Genomic DNA, 14,990 nt, shown 5'->3' with positions numbered 1-14,990 from the left:
GCGGGCTTCTTTCCAAACCTACGGGAAATCTTAGTCGACGAAGCTGAAATTTGCGCTTCCGTGCTCTGATCTCACGTGGTCGTACTGTCGATGTATTTCTCGGTGAGCTCGGCGATCTCGGCTGCATGCGAGATCGGTGACCAGTGGCCGGCGGGGATGTCGTTGCGCGTCAGATTCTTCACCCACTTGCCGGTGTCCTCGTAGTGGAACGGGCGTACCGCGACGTCCTCGGTGTTGACGATCAGCTGCACCGGAATGTCGATGTAGCGCTCGCGTGGCTTCATCAGCCGCGGGATGATGTTGGCCCGGTACAGGTTGGTGCCGTTGGTGGCGTCGGACCACAGGGTGGGGTTCTGGGTGACGAGAGCGGGGTCTACGTCGGAGAATTCCTCCAGAAACGCCGGCCATCCCTTGGCGAACTGACGTTTGATGCGCAGCGTCGACAGCCCGGGGATGTGGAACGTCACGGTGTACCAGGACGCACGCGTCTGCGCGAGGACCTGCTTGATCGATGTCCACGTCGGCTTCTTCAGGCGCGACCTCGACCATTTGCCGAGGTGGTCGAGATTTGGTCCGGAGATGGAGGTGTACGAGCGAATGCGATCCACTGCGCGGGGCTCGCCGGCTGCCTCCCACACCTCCACAGCGCCCCAATCGTGGGCGAGTACGTGGACCGGTCGGTCGGGGCTGACGGCGTCGATCACGGCGTAGAAGTCCGAGGCCAGGCTGCTCAGGCGGTACGCGGCGCGTTCCTGTGGGACGGTACTGGCGCCGGCGCCGCGGGAGTCGTAGCTGATGACGCGGAACTTCTCGGCCAGCAGCGGAACAATGTGGCTCCACAGTTCGTGCGTGTCAGGCCAACCGTGAACGAGGACGATCGGTTCGCCCTCGGGGTTGCCGGTTTCGAACACGGCGAGCCGCATTCCCTCGTTGACCACGGTTGTTCGCTGCTCGGTGACGCTCATACTGGTCAATATTAGTATGAACGACGGTTACATGTATGCATTCTGTCGGTAGGAACTGCGAGGATTGGCACGTGATGATCGATCCCGAATGGCCACCGGCAGTGCGCGCGATAGCTACAGCTACCGACGATGCCGTGAACGCCGCACGATCGCAATCCACCGCGGAGTTCGCCGAGGCCGTCACCGAGCTGCACGCGCAGGACTCGGCGCAGGTGGCTGCGATTCATTCAGAGATGGTCCGCTCGCTTCTCGAAGAACTGCATCCCGACGGGCTCACCGGCGAGGATGTGCAGGACGCACTCACTCGGGCAGTCCGTTCGGCAGCCGAATGGCATCCCGACCTGAACGTACCCGGGTTCGTCGAGGTCCTCACCGGTGCGCTGGGAGTCGCCGATACCGAGGAGGTGCGGAGACCACCGCTGCCGCAACATGCGGTGTTGATCATCGCGGACCTGCTGGCCAGGAGGAAGGCCTCCGCCGAGGTGTATCTAAGGCGCGCTGTCGCCGAGATTCAGCGGGCGCAGACGATGGAGATGCCATAGCGGGAAATGCCATAGCGCTTTCTACGGCACTCTATCTCTTACGCAAGAGTGCCGTAGAAGGTGCTAGTGGAGCATGTTGGCGGCGCCGATGAGTGCGCGGATGGACGACTGTGTGGCATCACTGTCGATGGCCATTGCCCAGCGGCGGCGGCCGTCGAACTCGCACAGGACGAAGGTCGCGGTCTGCGTTCCCGTAGCAAGATGCTGCTGGTGGAACGAGATGATCTCGAGGTGGAAGCCGGCGTCGTAGAGCATCGAGGTCAACGCGTCGATCGGCCCGTGCGTCGTCGCCGATGCGGTGTGAATGGTGTCGCCGATACCGAAGGTGGCGTCGAAAGTGGTTCGGCCGCCGGGGGCGGCGCTGGTGGTCCACGTGCCCAGCCGGATCGGACTCGATCCGGCGCTGTACCGGTGCGTGAATGTTGTCCAGCTCATAGTGTCGGCGTCGGCGCGTAGTGCGCGCGGAAGCGGGGTGCCGAAACGTGCTGCGAAGCAGTCGGGAGAAGTTGAGGTGGTGAGAGCGTTCATGGTGGGGTCTTTCCGAATGTGAAGGAAGGACCGAGATAGCACGACGACCCGCAGCGAGGGGTCGGTCCGAGTTAGACCCCGCTACGGCGGTGTACTACGAGAAGGCGCTTCACGTACACCAATGTAGCCCCAGCGCGTCCGTCGAGGCAACTATTCTGGCGTCTATCGGTATCTAGCAAAACCGGTAGCAACCCCTAGAACTCGATAGCGAGTCGATTGGTGTCGATAAGGCTCTCTAGGACACGCGCTAGATGTACGCATAGTTTGCTATCGCAGTTGTTACTTTGGCCCCATGGACCCCGTGCGTAACCCTTACGCTCCCGGCGCAGGCCAGCGCCCACCAGAACTCGCCGGCCGAAAGAAGCAGCTCGACGCCTTCGACGTCGTCCTCGAACGGATCACCCGCGGCCGACCCGAACGCAGCGTCGTACTGACGGGGTTGCGGGGCGTCGGGAAGACGGTTCTGCTGAACCAGCTGCGTTCGGCCGCAGTCGCCCGAGGATGGGGTACCGGGAAGATCGAGGCGAGGCCCGATCAAGAGCTCCGCCGGCCACTGTCGTCGGCGTTGCACATGGCGGTCCGCGGTATCGCGACCGCGCACCGAGACCCGGAGCGAGTCGACGAGTTCCTGGGGGTACTCAAGGCATTCGCGCTGCGCGCGACTGCCGACAAGGGCATGCGGGAGCGGTGGCAGCCAGGCATCGACGTACCGGCCAGAACGGGCCGCGCCGACTCCGGCGACATCGAGATCGACCTCGTCGAACTGCTGCTCGACGCCTCGTCCCTTGCCGCCGATGTCGGCGTCGGAATTGCCATCTTCATCGACGAGATGCAGGACCTCGGACCCGCCGACATCTCCGCTCTGTGCGCGGCATGCCACGAGCTCAGCCAGGATGCCGCGCCGCTCATCATCGTCGGAGCCGGGCTACCGCACCTACCTGCAGTGCTCTCGGCCTCCAAGAGCTACTCGGAGCGGCTCTTCAGCTATCACCGCATCGGTCGTCTCGAACGCACCGCTGCCGACCTCGCCCTCATCGCACCGGCGGACCGAGAGGACGTCGAGTTCACGATCGAGGCCCTCGACGCGCTCTACGAAGCCGCCGATGGCTACCCCTACTTCGTGCAGGCCTATGGCAAAGCGACGTGGGATCTCGCCGCCGAGTCACCGATCACGGTCGAGGACGTGCGCGTCGCGGCGCCGACGGCCGAGGAGGAACTGGCTGTCGGATTCTTCGGCTCACGCTACGAGCGCGCAACACCGTCGGAACGTGAGTACATGCGGGCGATGGCCGACTTGTCGACCGACGACGCCTCCGTACCGACATCCGCGGTGGCCACCGAGCTGGGGCGCAAGCCGGCCTCGCTGTCGCCGGCGCGAGACGGGCTGATCAAGAAAGGCCTCATCTATTCGGCTGAGCGTGGGACGATCGCGTTCACGGTTCCGCACTTCGGGCGGTACCTCCGGGCTCAGACGGACGATTAGGGGCCTCCGGCCCATGTGCGCGGTAATACATAGCCCGCTATGTATTACCGCGCACATGCGGCGGAGCCGCATGTGAAGGAGCACAGCACGTGAAACACACCGAATCGGCGTTCACCGGCGTTCGCGGTACACGGATAGTCCACGACGTGTGGGAACCCGAAGCCGAGGTGAGAGGCATCGTGGTGCTCTGCCACGGGCTGGGTGAACATGCACGTCGCTACGACCATGTCGTCGAGCGGCTCGGTGAGCTCGGGCTGGCGGTGTTCGCCCCCGACCACCGCGGCCACGGACGGTCCGGCGGGAAGCGGCTCGAGCTGAAGAACTGGTCCGACTACACCGACGACCTGCACTCGCTGCTCGGCATCGCGAAGACCGCGCACCCGGGAGCAAAGGTCTTCCTGCTCGGTCACAGCATGGGCGGGGCGATCGCGTTGTCGTATGCACTCGACCATCAGGACGAACTCGACGCGCTCATGCTCTCCGGCCCGGCGGTGGTTCTCGGTGATTCGACACCGAAAATTCTCATCCCCATCGGCAAAATTCTGGGACGGATCGCTCCGGGAGCGCCGGTGCAGACGCTCGACTCCAATGCAGTTTCGCGCGATCCGGCGGTCGTCGCCGCCTACAACGCCGACCCTCTGGTTCATCACGGCAAGGTCCCGGCCGGGTTGGCTGCAGCCCTCGTCGGCGCGATGGAGAGCTTCCCGGCGCGGTTGCCGTTGCTGACTCTGCCGGTCCTGCTGCAACACGGCAGCCAGGACAAGCTCGCCGACGTCGCGGGCAGCCGGATGATCGCCGAGAAGGCCGGGTCCACAGATCTCACGCTCGAGGTGTACCCCGGGCTGTATCACGAGATATTCAACGAACCCGAGCAGTCGAAGGTCCTCGACGACCTGATCGCGTGGCTGGCACCGCGCGTCGAGTCGGCCTGAACAGTCCACCGCCGTCCGGGCGGCCTTCCTAGTAGGTTCTCATTTCTGGGGCTTACCGGGAGGGGTGGGAGATGACGCGAACAGCGTTGGTTCTGGGCGGCGGCGGAGTCGCCGGTATCGCGTGGCAGACGGGTGTATTGCACGGGCTGGCGCAAGCGGGTGTCGACGTCGTTTCACCCGACTGCTCGCACATGCTCCTCGGCACATCGGCAGGATCGACCGTCGTCGCGCAGGTCAGCAGCGGTGTCAGGCTCGGCGAACTGTACGACCGTCAGGTGGACCCGCACCTACAGGTGGACGAGCCGCGGCCGGAGGTGTCCATCGAGGAACTGAACGAGATGCTCGATCGTGCCGCAGAGAACGCGGGCGGCGATCGATTGGAGCTGGCACGCCTGGTCGGCAAGGCCGCGCTGGCGGCATCGACGGTGACCGAGGCCGAGCGCCGGGCCGTCATCGCGAGACGGTTGCCCTCGCACGACTGGCCCTCCCGCGACCTCCGGGTGGTCGCGGTCGACGCCGAGTCCGGTCGCCACCGCGTCCTGGACCGAAACTCGGGCGTGCGACTGGTCGACGCCGTAGCCGCGAGTTGCGCGATCCCGGGAATGTGGCCTCCGGTGACCATCGGCGTTCACCGGTACATCGACGGTGGCGTGCGGTCGAGCGAGAATGCCGACCTCGCAGTGGGTTTCGAGCGCGTACTGGTGCTGCAGGTAGGTGCCGCGTCCCCGGAGGAAGACCCCTTCGAGGGTGAGCGTGACTATCTGATTTCTCGCGGGTCGGCTGTGGAGGTCATTCGTCCCGACGACGATGCGCTGGCCGCGATCGGACCGGATCCGACCGACCCGGCGGTCCGGGCGCGCTGCGCAGAGGCCGGTTTTCGCCAGGGCGGCACCATCGCGGGCACCGTGCGCGACTTCATTCGCGACTGAACAGCGCCGCTCCGTTGTCGTGCACGACGGAGCGGACCCAGTCGTCGCCGAGACCGAGTCGAGCCACCCCCTCGAGAGCATGCAGGTACGGGTACGGAATGTTGGGGAAGTCGCTCCCGAACAGGATGCGCCCCTGCAGCTCTCGGAGTCTCGGTAGCTCCGCTGGAGGGAACGGAGCCGAGGCCTCGGAGAAGTCGGTGAACGCCATGGTGGTGTCGAGGCGCACCTCCGAATAGCGCTCGGCCAGGGCGAGAAAATCCAGGTACTCCGGCATGCCCATGTGCGCGATGATCAGGGGCAGCCGAGGAAATCTGCGCAGGAGTTCCGCGATGGGGTCCGGCCCGGTGTATGCACCGGGGGCAGGTCCGGAACCGCAGTGGATGACGACGGGTACTGCCGCGTCCTCGATGGCGCCCCACACCGGATCGAGAAGCGGGTCGTTCGGAGCATAGTTGCCGACCTGTATGTGCGACTTGAAGATCCGCGCCCCACTGGAAATGGCGTCCGAGACGTATCGGCCCGCCGATTCCTCCGGATAGAACGTGGCCGTTCGAACGCAGTCCGGTGTCCGCTCCGCGAACTCCGCACCCCAAGAATTCAGCCACGCCGCCATGTCCGGCTTGTGTGGATAGATCATCGAGGTGAACCCTCGTACACCGAACTCGCGCAACGTTTTCAGTCGCACGTCCTCATCGTGCCGGTAGGTGATCGGCCATCGCTTCCCGGTGGGCAGGAGCGGAGCCTGCGGAGTGGCCGGATCGGACTGTTCGCCGGCCGAGTCGAAGTAGGCCCAAACTTTGTCCATGACGCTGTTGGGCATGAAGTGGGTGTGCACGTCGAAGATGCCGGGGAGCTCCAGGTTCTCCCAGAACGCCCGGATCTGCGACGCTTCAGTGCTCGACACGGCTGTTGCCCCTGATGCTCATCCGTCGATTCCAGCACAGCCGGGTACAACGACGGTTCGGCGGGTTTGTACCGTGGGTCACAACACGTTCAACGCCCCACCCCCGCGTGTCTGACGCACCGAGGGACGCCAGCGAGAGGACAGTACATGCGCGCGGTACACATCACGAGCCTCGACGGACCCGAGTCGGTGCAGATCGTCGACGTCGACGAACCGGCCACGCGGGACGACGCCGTGGTCATCGACGTCCACGCCGCGGGTGTCGCCTTCCCTGATGCCCTGCTGACGCGGGGGTTGTACCAGTACAAGCCGGAGCTTCCTTTCGTCCCGGGTAGCGAGGTCGCCGGAATCGTGCGGTCGGCGCCCGAGGGCTCGGGCTTGACCGCCGGTGACCGGGTCGCTGCACTCACCGGGCTGTCCGACGGCATGGCGGAGGTGGTCGTGGTTTCCCCCGACACCGTCTTCGCGCTGCCCGACGCGGTGTCGTTGACGGCCGGCGCTGGGCTTCTGTTCAACGACCTGACGGTTCACTTCGCGCTGCGGGAACGTGGCCGACTCGCCGAGGGTGAGACGGTGCTGGTGCACGGCGCCGCCGGCGGCATCGGAACCTCCGCGCTGCGGATGGCACCGGTACTCGGAGCTTCTCGCGTCATCGCCGTCGTCAGCACAGAGGCGAAGGGTGAGATCGCGAAGGCTGCCGGGGCCACGGACGTAGTGCTGGTGGACGGGTGGAAGGACGCGGTCAAGGAGCTCACCGGCGGCAAGGGCGTCGATGTTGTGGTGGACCCGGTCGGCGGCGATCGTTTCACCGACAGCATCCGAAGCTTGGCGCCGTCGGGACGCATTCTCGTGCTCGGCTTCACGGGCGGTGAGATCCCCACGGTCAAGGTCAACCGGTTGCTGCTCAACAATGTCGACATCGTCGGAGTGGGCTGGGGTGCATGGTGGATGACGCGTCCCGGCTACCTCGCGACGCAATGGGCCGAGCTCGAACCGCTGCTGGCCACCGGCACGCTCACCGCCCCCGAACCGTCGGTGTTCCCGCTGGAGAAGGCCGGTGAGGCCATCGCATCGCTCGAGAACCGTACTGCCGCCGGCAAAGTGGTGCTACAACTGGGCAACTGAGGTGTGCGTCGGTTCAGTTCTTCCGCGCTGAACCGAACAGCCTGCTCCACAGGCCGCCCTTCGACCCCAGCAGGTCACCGGCGCGATCCGGCAACTCCTGCTCGACAGTGGCGATCACCTGCTGCACGCTCGGGTTGACGAGTGCGCGGGAGCCGATGAACACCGTCGGGACAGTCTCGTTGCCGTCGGCGACATCGCGGACCCGCGCGGCGGCTTCTGGCGTGGACCAGATGTCGACCTCGGTGGTGGTTACTCCGCGAAGCTTGAGCGCACCGCGCAGCTTCATGCAGAATGGGCAGCCCGGTCTCCACATGACCTCGATTCCGTCGACATATGCGGGTGTTGTCATGGGTGCTCCTTCTTGTCGGTGTGCGGTCGAGCTAGTCCGGTAGTTCCGTCCCGCGGGCCTGGGACAGGGCTGCGACCTCTGCCGGGAAGACGTTCTTGAACACGAACGGGTCTGTTCCGAGTGCCCAGTTCGGGGCCAGCTCGATCGCGTAGCGCTCGAAGTAGCCGAGTTGCTTGCCGACGAGGATCAACTCCTCAGGACTCGACGTCCGGTACTGCTGGCCCATGCCGACGAGTGCCTTGATGAAATCGGTCAAGCTGAAGTGCGCCAGGGTATCGGAGAGCATCGGGGCAAATACCGTCTGCAGGATTGCGCCTACCTCGGCGTCGGTGCCTACCTCCTCGGAAATGATGCCCAGACGCTTGACGCTGGTGGCGAGCCGGGTGAAGTCTCCGTCGATGACGGTGGCGTGGAACAAGTCCTGCAGAAGCGAACGCCATTGCTCGTCGAGCTCGCCCATGACGCCGAAGTCCAGGAACGACACTCGTCCGTCGTCGAGTACCCACACGTTGCCCGCGTGAACGTCGCCGTGGAACAGTCCGTGCAGAACGAGCGCCTCCATCCATACCTTGGCCGCACGCCGGACGACCAGCTCGGATGTGTCCCCGGGTGTGCACTGGTCGAGTGGTGAGCCGTGCATCCGTTCCATACAGATGACGCGGTTGCCGCAGTATTCGCCGATCACCTCGGGCGCGGTGACGTACTCGTTGTCGCCGAACGCCGAGATCGCCTCTCGGAACGCCGCTTGTCGACGCGCTTCGACGACACTGTCGAGTTCGGCGAATGTTGCCGCATGCAGGTCGACGATGATGGCGGACGCGTTGGCTGTCTGGAAGAAACCGATGTACTTCTCCAGAGCGCGTGCGAACACGTAGGCGATACGCAGGTCGACCTTCATCCGGTGATAGATGCCTCGGCGCTGCACTTTCATGACGGCTTCACGTCCGTCGGCGAGGATGCAGAGGTGCACTTGCGCAACGGAAGCCGAGGAGAGCGGCTCGTCGTCGAACCGTTGAAACAACTCGTCCGTGCTGCGGCCCAGGTCGGCTTCGATGATCGCGCGGGCCTGCGCTCCCGGGAACGGGGGAACCTCGTCGAGGCAGCGCAGGCAGGTATCGGCGAGGACTTTCGGGAACATGCCCGGGGACGACCCCATCAGTTGCCCGACCTTGACGAACGTCGGGCCGAGCGAGAAGAACGCGTCGACCACACCTTCGGAGGCGTGTTGTGCCCATCCCCGTCCTGGACGGCGGATCCATTTACCGATGGCGACGATCTGGTAGACGACTAGAACAGTGCCGATCACCAGCATTCGCGTGAATTCGCGGAGGCCGAACTTGCGCAGCGGCGGTGCGGGGGTTGCGCTCATCGTGCCGCCTCCATCCCGGTGGTATCGAGTGCTGCGGCTTCGAGACGAGCCAGCAGGCGCTCGAAGCGGGTTCCGTCCTCGGATGCCCGTGCGAGTACCAGTGCGCCCTGGATTCCCGCGACGATCTCCTCGGCCAGTCCGCGCGCATCCTCGCCGTGGCCGAGTTGCCGCAGCACCGGGGTGAGTGCGTCGATCCAGTCGCTGAAGTACTTGGCGACGCGGCCCCCGAACAGGCCACGCTCCATGCCGAGCGCGAACGCGCCGAACAAGCACACGCGCCTACCCGACTGGAAGTACTTCAGTGTCTGCGCGAACATCTCGTGCGAGCGCGCCCTGGCGTCGGTGGCGCTCTGCAGCGGGGCGAACACGTTGACCTGGAACCACATGTCCACGTCGTCGAGTACCGCCTCCGCCATCTCCGTCTTTCCGCGGGGAAAGAAATGGTAGAGGCTGCCTTTGCCGAGGCCTGTCTTGCTGCTGATGAGAGACAGGGACGAGCCGTTCCAGCCGTGATCGCCGAAGACGCCGGCCAGCAGTGGGACCACGTCCCGCCGGTCGCCTGTCGTTCGAGTTCCTGTCGTTCGAGTTCCAGTTGTGCGGGCTCGAGCTTCGCGTGTCACAGTTGCTCCTCGGGGATGTTTCGCGCCACACTGCGCGGAACGATTCCGACTGTACCTATCGGTACAACGCCCGCATCTTCGCACCCGAGGAGTCGAGCTTGTCGAACGTTCGTGCACGCGCAGCAGCAGGGCTGTTCGGCTTCGCTGCCGTGCAGTACCTCGTGGGCGAGGCTCTGACCGCGTCGAAGTACGACGGCTACAGCTACCTACGCCAGACGGTCAGCGAGCTCGGGGTTTCCGGCCAATCGCCGTGGCACGACGTCGTCAACACATCGTTCTGCCTGTCTGCGGTGTCCGTGGCCGCTGCCGGCGCGTTGTCAGCGAGCCTGCTGCGTGGACGCCGCAAGCGGGTGTACCTGGGATCGGTGGCGGCCTACTCCACCGGCTGCGTGCTGATCGCGGTGGTACCTGCTGGTGACGGCGCTGTCCACGTGGTCGGCGCAGTGTTGTCGATCGCGGCAGGCAACGTCATCGCGGTGACGGTGGGAACGGGAGTGCCCTCCTGTCCGCGGTGGTACCGGACGGCCAGTACCGCGCTGGGTGTGGCCGGACTCGCGGTGTCGGCGCTGCTCGTTGCCGGCATCGGGCCGATCGGAGCGGTCGAACGGGCGCCGATCTACACCTTCGTCGCGTGGGAGCTGATGACCGCAGTGGCACTGCTGCGGTCCGCTCGCAGCAAAGTTACGGGCTGACCAGGCGATTGGGGTTTGCGGCGCAACGCATGTACCTTTGAGGAACACCGACGCGGGGTGGAGCAGCTCGGTAGCTCGCTGGGCTCATAACCCAGAGGTCGCAGGTTCAAATCCTGTCCCCGCTACAAAAGAAGAAAACCCCGAAGGCTTCGGCCTTCGGGGTTTTCTTGTTTCTGCTACTGCAACAGTCTTGTTTCTGCTACTGCAACAGCCTGAACCGGACGATGTCTGCGACGTTCTCGATGGCCTCCGATATCGCCTGCATCCTGGCTGCCGCGCCTGGAGCTTCCAGAACGTCCTGGCGGTCCGACTGCCCCATCGGAATCTGCGCGGCCATCATGAACAGTCGTTCACCGGGGTCCGCGGGCAGGTCGGAGAACTCCGGATCGCTGGGCGGCTGACTGCCCTCCGCCTCGGCGAGTGAACCCACCAGTCGGTACAGGTCGGTGATCTTGGCTCGAAGCTCGTCGAACTCGGACTCCGTCAGTGTTCCGTCGTCCTCGTCGGGCCAGGCTCGGGCGTCCGCGCGCGGATACGGCTCGTCCTCGAGCCAGGCGTCGACGCGAATCCGCTCACCGGCAACACATTCGACGAGGTGCCGACCATCGCCGATTTCGCGATGCGCGACGACATGAGCTCGCACGGCGATATCGTGACGCACATCCCCGCCGCCGGCCTCGTGTCCTCTCGCGATGAGTACGACGCCGAAGTTCGGGTCCTCCATCGCCATGCATTCGGCCAGCATCTGCTGATAGCGCGGTTCGAAGATGTGCAGCGGTAGTTTTTCGCCCGGTAGGAGAACGCTGCCGAGCGGAAACATCGGGGTGATCGCCATGTCAGTGCGCGTCGGCCGGCCGATTCGATGACAGGAACTCGTCGAGGATGCGGAAGAAGAGGTCCGGCTCGTCGAGCTGCGGGAAATGGCCGGCGCTGGGAAAGATCTCGACCCTGGAGTTGGGTACTTCGCGGCGAATGTTGTCCGCGTGCGAAGCCGGGATCATCCGATCCTTGCTGCCCCAGATGAGGAGCGAAGGCATCGTTTCGAACTTCGCGAAATGCTGCTTTGCGCTGACGGTTTGACCACGCGGCCCGACCACGGCGCGAGTGGAAGCCAAGAAAGCCCCGCGAGAGCCCTTATCCGCGACGGTTTGGAACGACCTCCACGTTTCGGCCATGCTCGCACCGGGCTTGACCGGCAGACCCCATCTATCGAGCTGACCGATGACGTTTTCGGCGTTCTTGCGCACCCAGTCCGAGGCGAGAATCGGAAGGACGAGTTCGCTGCCGGGAAGTGTTGCGGCCTTGAGGAGCAGGCTGACCTCCGGTCCGAGGCCGCCGCTGCTCACCAGAGCGAGACACTCGACTCGCTCGGGGAACAGATACACCGTCTGCATGACGATGCCCCCACCCAAGGAGTGCCCCACCATGGGTGCCGAATCGATTCCCAGGTGATCGAGCAGGTCGCGGATAGTCGCTGCATGCGAGCTCAGTGAATAGTCCCCGGAGGGCTTGTCCGAGCTGCCGTGACCGAACAGATCGGGTGCGATCACGCGGTAGCGTTCGGATAGCCGTTCGATCTGCCCCGCCCAGGACATATGGGAACCGAGCAGCCCGTGGACCAGGATGACGGGCGGGCCGTCGCCGATGTCCACGTAGCGGAGTGTGTCCTTGTGCAGCTCGACGGAGTCGAGCTCATAGGTTTTCATCGAAGTCGAGCCTCCTCGCTGCATGTTGCCGACAACAGCATCGATGCCCAACCTACGCGGTAGCCCCGATTGAGGACAGTCTGTCGACCTGTGAGCTGCGATGGAGGCCATCAGTGGCATGCCCAGTGCGTGCGCTGAGGTCACAGTTGCTTGTCCAATGCTTGCTTGTCCGATGCTCGCGTGTGGGTGTCTCGGGAATGCGTATCGAGCGCGCGGTCGATCACCTGGGCGACCGTTGCGACAACGGGCTCGCGAACCAACCCGAGGTGGGGGCCGGGAACGGCCGTAATGTCCTCGCTGCCGGGTGCTATGGCCTGCCAGGATGCGAGGTCGTGGGTGTTGTTGTCGCTGACGATCACGGTGGTCTGCCCGTCGTAGGGGGTGGGTTTGTGGCGTTGCAGGGCCATCGAGCCGATGATCGCGAATGCAAGCCACCGTTCGGTGGTGGTGAATCGAACCAAACCTGCAGCGGCCACCCGCCATGCCTGACGCAGCACCACCCGTGCATTCCTCTGATAGAGCGGATTGCCGACGTCGGGCGGCGCGGCTTCGAGCCGTTCTCCACCGGGCAGTTTGTCGAGCAGCCACCGGTACAACCGCGGGTCGAGCAGGACGACCTGCTCGACCACCTCGCCTCGTGACCGAAGAATCTCGGCCATGGCCAGCGCGATCCAGGCTCCCAGCGAGTGACCGGCCAGGTTGTAGGGGCCGTGCGGCTGTACACGTTGGATCTCGCGGACGAACGCCCGCGCGGCGCCCCTCAGTGTGCGATGCGGCAGCGCCCTGGTGTCGAGACCCCGCGCCTGTAGCGCGTACACGGGCCGATCCTCGAGACGTTTGGCCAGGGTGGCCAGTCCCACCGCCGGCACGCCTGCACCCGCGACGACGAACAGAGGTGCCTTGGAACCCTCGGTTCGCAGCGGCACCAGAATAGAGTTCTTGCTCCCGGACTTGGCGCGGTCGACCGACGCATGTCGCTCGTCGATCACGGCCGCCAGGGCATGCACGGTCATCGCGTCGACCACGTCGGCCGGTGAGAGTTGTACATGGAATGCCTGCTGAATCTCGACGAGAATTCGAGTGATCGCCAGTGAGGTGGCACCGAGCTCGGAGAAATCGGCATCGCGATGCAGGGCAGTGCGGCCGAGTTCGCGGGCCACGATGTTGGCGAGCCAGTTCTCCGTGGCCCCCACCAGCACCGATTCCGAAGCTTCCTCGGGCAGGCGCACGGCGTCGGGCAGCGCAGCGCGATCGACCTTGCCGCGGTCGGTCCGGGGAATCGCTGCCAACGCGCTGATGTGCTGAGGGATCATCCATTCGGGCAGCGCCTCGCGCAGTGCTCGCCGAACTCCGGCTTCGGCGTCCTTCGTGCCGGCGAAATAGGCCACGAGTTCGGTCCCCGAATCGTCGGAGCGGGAGGTCACGAATGCATCGGTGATGCCGGGAATCGAACGCAAGGCGCCTTCGACCTCGGCGGGTTCGACCTGGTAGCCGCGGATCTTCACTGCGTCGTCGACCCGGCCCACGAGGTGGAGCACCCCGTGGTCATCGATACGGCCGAGATCGCCCGTCCAATAGCGGCGCAATCCCGAGTCGGTGGTGAACCGGGCATCGGTCTGCTCGGTGAGATGCAGGTACCCGTCGGCGAAACAGTCTGCGGTGACGCGGATCTGCCCGACCTCACCGCTCCGAGCGAGCTGGCCGTCGGGGAGAACGATATCGAGTGTCTTGCCGAGTGGGGGCGTACCGGCGGCCAAGAATCCGGCCGGGAGCGCATCGCTTGCTCGGTACTCTTGGCGTGCAACCGCGCCCGCTTCGGTGGTGGCGTACCAGTTCACGATGATCGCGCCCGAGCCCGAGGCAGAGCGGATGGCGAGCACGTCCCTGGCGTGCAGCGGTTCGCCGTAGGTGACGACGTGTTTGAGGGACGGCACCGCATTGTCGGGGACCACGTGGACCGGCGAGCTCCGCGAGTTCGGCGCCATGCTGCGTACCAGCGAAGGCGAGCAGTGCAGGGTGGTCAGCTCGTGCTGCGAAATCCACTCAATAACATTGTCGGAGTGGGAGTTACGCGGGTCTCGGCAGTATACGGTTGCGCCGCTGAGGATTCCGGCGAAGACGGTGTTGATGCCAGCGCCGAAACTGATCGGCAGGGCGTTCCCGACCCGGCTCGACGGCGAAAGGCCGAGTGAGGAACTGACCTCGTACGCCTTGGTCAGACACATGCGGTGGCTCAGGAGAACGCCTTTGGCGGTGCCGGTGGAACCGGAGGTGAACGCAATCAAGGCGATCCGGCTGCCGGTGACCCTGGGCAGTGGCTCGGACGACTCCTGGGCGCGCTCGATATCGGCGACGTCTATGCGCCGCGCACCGGCTTGGCCGACGATGTTCTCCTGTCGACCCTCGGGCAGGTTCGGGTCCAGCGGGACCAGGGCCCGGCCCGAGGCCATCACTGCGAGCATCAGAGTGATGGCCCCGGTGGTGCAGGCAGTCTCGACGGCGACCGGACGGGTCTCGTCGGGCGTGATGGCGGCGATCGTGCGAGCTACGGCGTACACCCGGTGCAGAAACTCGTCGAAGGTGACGGCTCCGTCGTCGGCAACGACCGCCGTGGCGCTCGGCGTAGCGTGCGCGACCTCGCGCAGCCGAGCGAGCAGCGTGTCCCGGGTGTCCGGTCGACAGAGTGGAGCCAGTGCGGGGTAGGGGCGCGTATCGAGGCCGTGGATCGACATGACCCTCCCGTGCAGGTGCCTGCAGACCATTCAGATTTTCGGGTGAAAACCGTCGTTGGGTCTGTTTTACACGCTACAAGGTAACTCCGTGACCCTTTTGTCCGCAACCGATGG

At 65.0% G+C, this 14,990-nt stretch carries 15 protein-coding genes and 1 tRNA gene; 7 read left to right on the top strand and 9 right to left on the bottom strand.

Annotation, left to right across the window (positions count from 1 at the left end; all coding sequences use genetic code 11):
* Positions 1–71 precede the first annotated feature (71 nt).
* Positions 72–965 (bottom strand): alpha/beta fold hydrolase, encoded by an 894-nt coding sequence (locus J1M86_RS02485; RefSeq protein ID WP_075837864.1) that lies wholly within the window; start codon positions 963–965, stop codon positions 72–74.
* 74 nt (positions 966–1,039) lie between these two features.
* Here J1M86_RS02485 and J1M86_RS02480 point away from each other — a divergent pair, with 74 nt between their 5' ends.
* Entirely contained in the window at positions 1,040–1,507 is a 468-nt protein-coding gene (locus tag J1M86_RS02480; protein WP_206509113.1) for a hypothetical protein, read from the top strand.
* Between the two features lie 63 nt (positions 1,508–1,570).
* Here J1M86_RS02480 and J1M86_RS02475 read toward each other — a convergent pair whose 3' ends face one another.
* On the bottom strand, positions 1,571–2,035 hold the full coding sequence (locus tag J1M86_RS02475) for an alpha-isopropylmalate synthase regulatory domain-containing protein (protein WP_206508708.1): 465 nt from the start codon (positions 2,033–2,035) through the stop codon (positions 1,571–1,573).
* Positions 2,036–2,327: 292 nt separating this feature from the next.
* Here J1M86_RS02475 and J1M86_RS02470 point away from each other — a divergent pair, with 292 nt between their 5' ends.
* The 3 genes from J1M86_RS02470 to J1M86_RS02460 all read left to right on the top strand — a co-directional run bounded on the left by J1M86_RS02470 (position 2,328) and on the right by J1M86_RS02460 (position 5,379).
* On the top strand, positions 2,328–3,518 hold the full coding sequence (locus J1M86_RS02470) for an ATP-binding protein (RefSeq protein WP_206508707.1): 1,191 nt from the start codon (positions 2,328–2,330) through the stop codon (positions 3,516–3,518).
* An 89-nt stretch (positions 3,519–3,607) separates the two neighbouring features.
* Positions 3,608–4,450: an alpha/beta hydrolase gene (locus J1M86_RS02465; protein WP_206508706.1), complete on the top strand. Its 843-nt coding sequence runs from the start codon at positions 3,608–3,610 to the stop codon at positions 4,448–4,450.
* Positions 4,451–4,521: 71 nt separating this feature from the next.
* Positions 4,522–5,379 (top strand): patatin-like phospholipase family protein, encoded by an 858-nt coding sequence (locus tag J1M86_RS02460; RefSeq protein ID WP_206508705.1) that lies wholly within the window; start codon positions 4,522–4,524, stop codon positions 5,377–5,379.
* Here J1M86_RS02460 and J1M86_RS02455 read toward each other — a convergent pair.
* Positions 5,366–6,283: an amidohydrolase family protein gene (locus J1M86_RS02455; protein WP_206508704.1), complete on the bottom strand. Its 918-nt coding sequence runs from the start codon at positions 6,281–6,283 to the stop codon at positions 5,366–5,368. The genes J1M86_RS02460 and J1M86_RS02455 overlap by 14 nt on opposite strands.
* Before the next feature lie 147 nt (positions 6,284–6,430).
* On the opposite strand from J1M86_RS02455, the gene J1M86_RS02450 reads away from it, so the two are divergent.
* The gene (locus tag J1M86_RS02450) at positions 6,431–7,408 is read left to right on the top strand and encodes an NADPH:quinone oxidoreductase family protein (protein WP_206508703.1); all 978 of its coding nucleotides are present in this window, start codon (positions 6,431–6,433) and stop codon (positions 7,406–7,408) included.
* Positions 7,409–7,421: 13 nt separating this feature from the next.
* Here the strand turns inward: J1M86_RS02450 and J1M86_RS02445 are convergent, their stop codons facing one another.
* From J1M86_RS02445 to J1M86_RS02435, 3 genes are read right to left on the bottom strand one after another with little or no spacing between them, the layout of a single operon-like run.
* Positions 7,422–7,757, bottom strand: a complete 336-nt coding sequence (locus J1M86_RS02445) for a glutaredoxin domain-containing protein (RefSeq protein ID WP_075837860.1) — start codon at positions 7,755–7,757, stop codon at positions 7,422–7,424.
* A gap of 31 nt (positions 7,758–7,788) precedes the next feature.
* A complete protein-coding gene (locus J1M86_RS02440) occupies positions 7,789–9,126 on the bottom strand; it encodes an AarF/ABC1/UbiB kinase family protein (protein ID WP_075837859.1) in 1,338 nt (445 codons plus the stop codon).
* Positions 9,123–9,671: a TetR/AcrR family transcriptional regulator gene (locus J1M86_RS02435; RefSeq protein ID WP_075837858.1), complete on the bottom strand. Its 549-nt coding sequence runs from the start codon at positions 9,669–9,671 to the stop codon at positions 9,123–9,125. Before J1M86_RS02435 ends, J1M86_RS02440 begins: the two co-directional genes overlap by 4 nt.
* Before the next feature lie 173 nt (positions 9,672–9,844).
* On the opposite strand from J1M86_RS02435, the gene J1M86_RS02430 reads away from it, so the two are divergent.
* Both J1M86_RS02430 and J1M86_RS02425 read left to right on the top strand, forming a co-directional pair.
* Positions 9,845–10,438, top strand: a complete 594-nt coding sequence (locus J1M86_RS02430; RefSeq protein WP_241259519.1) for a DUF998 domain-containing protein — start codon at positions 9,845–9,847, stop codon at positions 10,436–10,438.
* A 51-nt stretch (positions 10,439–10,489) separates the two neighbouring features.
* A tRNA-Met gene (locus J1M86_RS02425) sits at positions 10,490–10,563 on the top strand.
* 74 nt (positions 10,564–10,637) lie between these two features.
* On the opposite strand, the gene J1M86_RS02420 is transcribed toward J1M86_RS02425, so the two are convergent.
* The 3 genes from J1M86_RS02420 to J1M86_RS02410 form a co-directional block, all read right to left on the bottom strand.
* Entirely contained in the window at positions 10,638–11,273 is a 636-nt protein-coding gene (locus tag J1M86_RS02420) for an LON peptidase substrate-binding domain-containing protein (RefSeq protein WP_075837900.1), read from the bottom strand.
* 1 nt (position 11,274) lies between these two features.
* The gene (locus tag J1M86_RS02415; RefSeq protein WP_206508701.1) at positions 11,275–12,144 is read right to left on the bottom strand and encodes an alpha/beta fold hydrolase; all 870 of its coding nucleotides are present in this window, start codon (positions 12,142–12,144) and stop codon (positions 11,275–11,277) included.
* Positions 12,145–12,284: 140 nt separating this feature from the next.
* Positions 12,285–14,876 carry an alpha/beta fold hydrolase gene (locus J1M86_RS02410; protein ID WP_206508700.1) on the bottom strand — a complete coding sequence of 864 codons (2,592 nt, stop codon included), beginning with the start codon at positions 14,874–14,876 and terminating at the stop codon, positions 12,285–12,287.
* Between the last annotated feature and the right edge of the window lie 114 nt (positions 14,877–14,990).

The sequence above is a fragment of the Rhodococcus sp. KRD197 genome, assembly GCF_017168235.1.
In the GTDB taxonomy this organism is placed as follows: Bacteria; Actinomycetota; Actinomycetes; order Mycobacteriales; family Mycobacteriaceae; genus Rhodococcoides.
Note: the sequence above shows the minus strand (reverse complement) of the source record. Positions and strands in the feature narration are given on the sequence as shown.

Excerpts from the sequence above, each read along its gene's own strand:
- J1M86_RS02485 (WP_075837864.1), bottom strand. The coding sequence starts at position 965 with ATGAGCGTCACCGAGCAGCGAACAACCGTGGTCAACGAGGGAATGCGG.
- J1M86_RS02480 (WP_206509113.1), top strand. The coding sequence starts at position 1,040 with ATGATCGATCCCGAATGGCCACCGGCAGTGCGCGCGATAGCTACAGCT.
- J1M86_RS02475 (WP_206508708.1), bottom strand. The coding sequence starts at position 2,035 with ATGAACGCTCTCACCACCTCAACTTCTCCCGACTGCTTCGCAGCACGT.
- J1M86_RS02470 (WP_206508707.1), top strand. The coding sequence starts at position 2,328 with ATGGACCCCGTGCGTAACCCTTACGCTCCCGGCGCAGGCCAGCGCCCA.
- J1M86_RS02460 (WP_206508705.1), top strand. The coding sequence starts at position 4,522 with ATGACGCGAACAGCGTTGGTTCTGGGCGGCGGCGGAGTCGCCGGTATC.
- J1M86_RS02450 (WP_206508703.1), top strand. The coding sequence starts at position 6,431 with ATGCGCGCGGTACACATCACGAGCCTCGACGGACCCGAGTCGGTGCAG.
- J1M86_RS02445 (WP_075837860.1), bottom strand. The coding sequence starts at position 7,757 with ATGACAACACCCGCATATGTCGACGGAATCGAGGTCATGTGGAGACCG.
- J1M86_RS02440 (WP_075837859.1), bottom strand. The coding sequence starts at position 9,126 with ATGAGCGCAACCCCCGCACCGCCGCTGCGCAAGTTCGGCCTCCGCGAA.
- J1M86_RS02420 (WP_075837900.1), bottom strand. The coding sequence starts at position 11,273 with ATGGCGATCACCCCGATGTTTCCGCTCGGCAGCGTTCTCCTACCGGGC.
- J1M86_RS02415 (WP_206508701.1), bottom strand. The coding sequence starts at position 12,144 with ATGAAAACCTATGAGCTCGACTCCGTCGAGCTGCACAAGGACACACTC.
- J1M86_RS02410 (WP_206508700.1), bottom strand. The coding sequence starts at position 14,876 with ATGTCGATCCACGGCCTCGATACGCGCCCCTACCCCGCACTGGCTCCA.